Origin of the sequence: Aeromonas sp. s11 (assembly GCF_040907945.1) — a bacterium.
Classification (GTDB): domain Bacteria; phylum Pseudomonadota; class Gammaproteobacteria; order Enterobacterales; family Aeromonadaceae; genus Aeromonas; species Aeromonas veronii.
Map to the genome: position 1 here is coordinate 1 of NZ_JBFOCU010000045.1, position 3,440 is coordinate 3,440.

At 45.5% G+C, this 3,440-nt stretch carries 4 protein-coding genes; 3 read left to right on the forward strand and 1 reads right to left on the reverse strand.

The window, feature by feature from the left end:
- The first annotated feature begins 95 nt into the window (after nt 1–95).
- Both AB5Y84_RS13030 and AB5Y84_RS13035 read left to right on the forward strand, forming a co-directional pair.
- Nucleotides 96–1,232, forward strand: coding sequence for an ISAs1 family transposase (locus AB5Y84_RS13030; protein WP_024943479.1), 1,137 nt, complete (start codon nt 96–98; stop codon nt 1,230–1,232).
- An 82-nt stretch (nt 1,233–1,314) separates the two neighbouring features.
- Entirely contained in the window at nt 1,315–1,467 is a 153-nt protein-coding gene (locus AB5Y84_RS13035; RefSeq protein WP_368177103.1) for a hypothetical protein, read from the forward strand.
- Nucleotides 1,468–1,585: 118 nt separating this feature from the next.
- On the opposite strand, the gene AB5Y84_RS13040 is transcribed toward AB5Y84_RS13035, so the two are convergent.
- Complete coding sequence (locus tag AB5Y84_RS13040) at nt 1,586–2,254, reverse strand: hypothetical protein (RefSeq protein ID WP_368177104.1); 669 nt, start codon at nt 2,252–2,254, stop codon at nt 1,586–1,588.
- 132 nt (nt 2,255–2,386) lie between these two features.
- Between AB5Y84_RS13040 and AB5Y84_RS13045 the strand changes: the two genes are divergently transcribed.
- Nucleotides 2,387–3,418, forward strand: coding sequence for an IS630-like element ISAhy2 family transposase (locus tag AB5Y84_RS13045; protein WP_001809438.1), 1,032 nt, complete (start codon nt 2,387–2,389; stop codon nt 3,416–3,418).
- The last annotated feature ends 22 nt before the right edge of the window (nt 3,419–3,440 follow it).

Genomic DNA, 3,440 nt, shown 5'->3' on the forward strand with positions numbered 1-3,440 from the left:
CAGGGCAAGATCGCGAACGTTTTTTAAGCAGGGCACGAGGATTTGACCGACCGAACAGGGTGTGATCTTATACTCTCTTTTACGGGAGTTTCGTCATGAACCATCAAGCGGCATTTACCCAATTCTTCTCCGAACTTGAAGACCCTCGTCAGACAACCAAAATCGCGTACCCCTTCTTCGATGTGGTTTTTCTCACCGTCTGTGCTGCTATTGGTGGAGCTCAAGGTTGGGAAGATATCGAGCTTTTCGGCGAGGCACATCTGGAATGGTTTCAGCGTAATGGATTGTTTCATAACGGATTACCTGTTCACGACACCATAGCCAGGATCATCTCCCGTATTCAACCGGAGCAATTCCAGAACGCCTTCGTCCGCTGGATGCAAGCAACATCAGAACGTACCGATGGTGAGCTGATTGCCATTGACGGCAAGACCTTACGCAGCTCTTACGACCGAGACAGTCGTCAGTCTACCATTCATATGGTCAGTGCCTTTGCCGCTGAGAATCGTCTGGTGCTCGGGCAAGTCAAAACAGATGAGAAATCTAACGAAATCACCGCCATTCCTGAATTACTGGCACTCCTCGATATAAAAGGCTGCCTGGTATCCATCGATGCCATGGGCTGCCAGACTGGAATAGCCTCAACCATAGTCAAGGGCGGTGGCGACTACTTGCTGGCGGTAAAAGGTAACCAGCCCACACTGCATAATGCAGTACGCGCAGCTCTGGCCGAGTCGACCAAGAAGCCGCTGAGTGAAGAAACGCTCAGTGTCGAGAAAGAGCACGGTCGCATCGATGGCCGCGAGTACCATGTGTTACCAGCCGGAGCACTATCAGAGCAATTTCCAGAGTGGAAATCGCTGAAGACTGTCGGTGTCGCAATATCCTATCGAATTGAAAATATGGAAAAATTTTCGATGGAGTATCGCTACTACATCAGCTCGGCTGAACTGACACCAGAGCAGTTTGCTTCAGCGGTACGAGGGCACTGGGCAATTGAAAATAGCCTGCACTGGGTTCTGGATGTCGTGATGAATGAGGATGCCTGCCAGATATATCGAGGTGATGCCCCTCAAATATTGGCCTGTGCACGACACATGGCGCAAAACATGCTGCGAGCCGAAACCAGCCGTAAGGCAAGCTTGCGGAAGAAGCAGCAATTTGCGGGCATGAGCAGCCCATATCTGGAAAAGGTATTGGATTCAGGGCTGGCTGAATTGAAGTCAATTTAACAATATGTTCACGCTCTCGCCCTGGGTTTTACCCCAATTTCTTGAGCTTTTAAAAAAACTTATACATCCATTGAAAACTATTATGGAATTTGAAGTGATTCTTTTTGAAGACAAAGTAAGCCTTATGGTAAGAGGACACAAGGGGGGCGCTAAACCTGGATTTTTTTATGGTGAATATCTAAAAGGTGAAGAGCCAGATGCACTATCTGATTTATTGAAAGAAATGGATCTTTAATTATTTAAAGTGTAAGTTTACAAGGTTATTTTTTATATTGGCGAGAATCATTGTTGAAAATATCCTTATAATATATGGCTGAATGAGTTAAATCGCACTGCAATTTTTTATAGGGATCTTAAATGGCTAAGTTGTCATCGAATGCTGGAGCTGATGTAACCAAGTATCCTTGATCGCTAAACGGTAGCTTGGTTTTCTGGCAACACCCACCTAGATATTTTAATAATAACTCAGCATTGTTAAAGTGCTTTTTTATTTCATCAAAGTCAACATGAATGTCAGCTGCCTCATGAATAACTCTTTGTCTAGTTATCATTAATTGCTCTATGTCTTTTATAATTCCCTGTTCACATTCACATTTAGTTAAATCTTTTATTCGTGAGATTACAGAGTTAAAATTACCATTGCTTGCATTTTTCGCTGATTTTTTTGCTAGATCTAACTTTAAATGTTCTATATTATTATGGGCCAGTATTTCTTTCAGTGATACCCTGCCAGCCTTATCGCCCTGTTCTCCTGCGATTATATAATTATGCATTAAATTTGGTTTAGCTGAAAAAAGCGTTATGTAAAACTCAGAAATCATTGCCTCTATATAGGTGGCAACAGTAACTATCATCATGGAGGAGTAATGTGAATATGCATCCATCACTTCATATTGACATGAACTCTGAATGATTGGAATTACATCCTCCTTCCAATCATTACCTATTGAAATGTTATATTTTTTGAATTTTTTAGCTATATCATCAACGTATTCTTTTATGATGGCTTCATTGTGTATCATATCACCAAGGGTTTTATATTTACCTAAATAGCTGTTCCGAATAGTAGATCACCGGAGGAAGGGAACTCAGTCCAGTTTGTGCGATCTGATTAGTCGCTAAACAAAACAAGCCACACCCAAAGGACTGAGTTGATGCCTATCCTACCACCTCTGCCACGACCACAACGGCGCCGCATTCACAAAATCATCCATGCCACCCGTGATAAAGGACATGCTCGTCGCTTGATGGCCATCTTGCTGTTACATGAAGGACGCACGATCACCGATGTTCATCACCTTACCGGCGCTGCGCGCTCGACCATCGGTCGTTGGCTTCGGTGGTATCGAGATGAAGGCATAGATGCGCTAGAAGCCTTACCGGCTGGCCGTGCCCCAGTCTTACCTATCGCCAAGATTGTCACCTTACTGGTGCTGCTCATGCAGTTTTCTCCGCAAGATTTTGGTTATCAGCGCAGCCGTTGGTGTACTGAACTATTGGCTATAAAAATCAATCGGTTAACAGGGCTCAATGTGGCAGCCTCCACGCTCCGCCGATGGTTACCTCGTATGGGCATTGTCTGGCGCAGGCCCGTGCCGACCTTGCGGATAAAAGACCCAGCCTATCAGGAAAAAATGGCGAATATCGACGCCGCGCTGGCCCGCTGTGATGCCGATAATCCGGTGTTTTATGAGGATGAAGTCGATATAGACCTCAATCCCAAATTAGGAGCCGACTGGATGTTCAGAGCGCAGCAAAAGCGGGTTGTCACACCGGGGCAGAATGCCAAGCATTATCTGGCAGGCGTTCTCCACGCAGGCAACGGAAGGGTACTTTACGTCAGCGGGATCAAGAAAAACTCATCGCTGTTTATTGCCATGCTGGAAAAGCTGCGCCACCACTACCGACGAGCCAAAACCATCACGTTGATCCTCGATAACTACATCATTCACAAAAGCAAACAGACCGAGCGATGGTTGAAGAAGAATCCCAAGTTCTGCCTGGTGTTCCAGCCAGTTTACAGCCCTTGGGTTAATCACATAGAACGGCTATGGCACAAGTTACATGAAACCATCACGCGCAATCATCAATGCAGAGGGATGGCAAACCTGCTGGCCCGAGTGAAACACTTCATGGATACCGTGTCTCCTTTCCCGGGGAATGGCTATGGCACAGCGAAGGTGTAGCACTATTGGGATCAGTTATTTA

What these genes read in the sequence shown, in the direction of transcription:
- AB5Y84_RS13030 (WP_024943479.1), top strand. Translation starts at nt 96, where the DNA reads ATGAACCATCAAGCGGCATTTACCCAATTCTTCTCCGAACTTGAAGAC.
- AB5Y84_RS13035 (WP_368177103.1), top strand. Translation starts at nt 1,315, where the DNA reads ATGGAATTTGAAGTGATTCTTTTTGAAGACAAAGTAAGCCTTATGGTA.
- AB5Y84_RS13040 (WP_368177104.1), bottom strand. Translation starts at nt 2,254, where the DNA reads ATGATACACAATGAAGCCATCATAAAAGAATACGTTGATGATATAGCT.
- AB5Y84_RS13045 (WP_001809438.1), top strand. Translation starts at nt 2,387, where the DNA reads ATGCCTATCCTACCACCTCTGCCACGACCACAACGGCGCCGCATTCAC.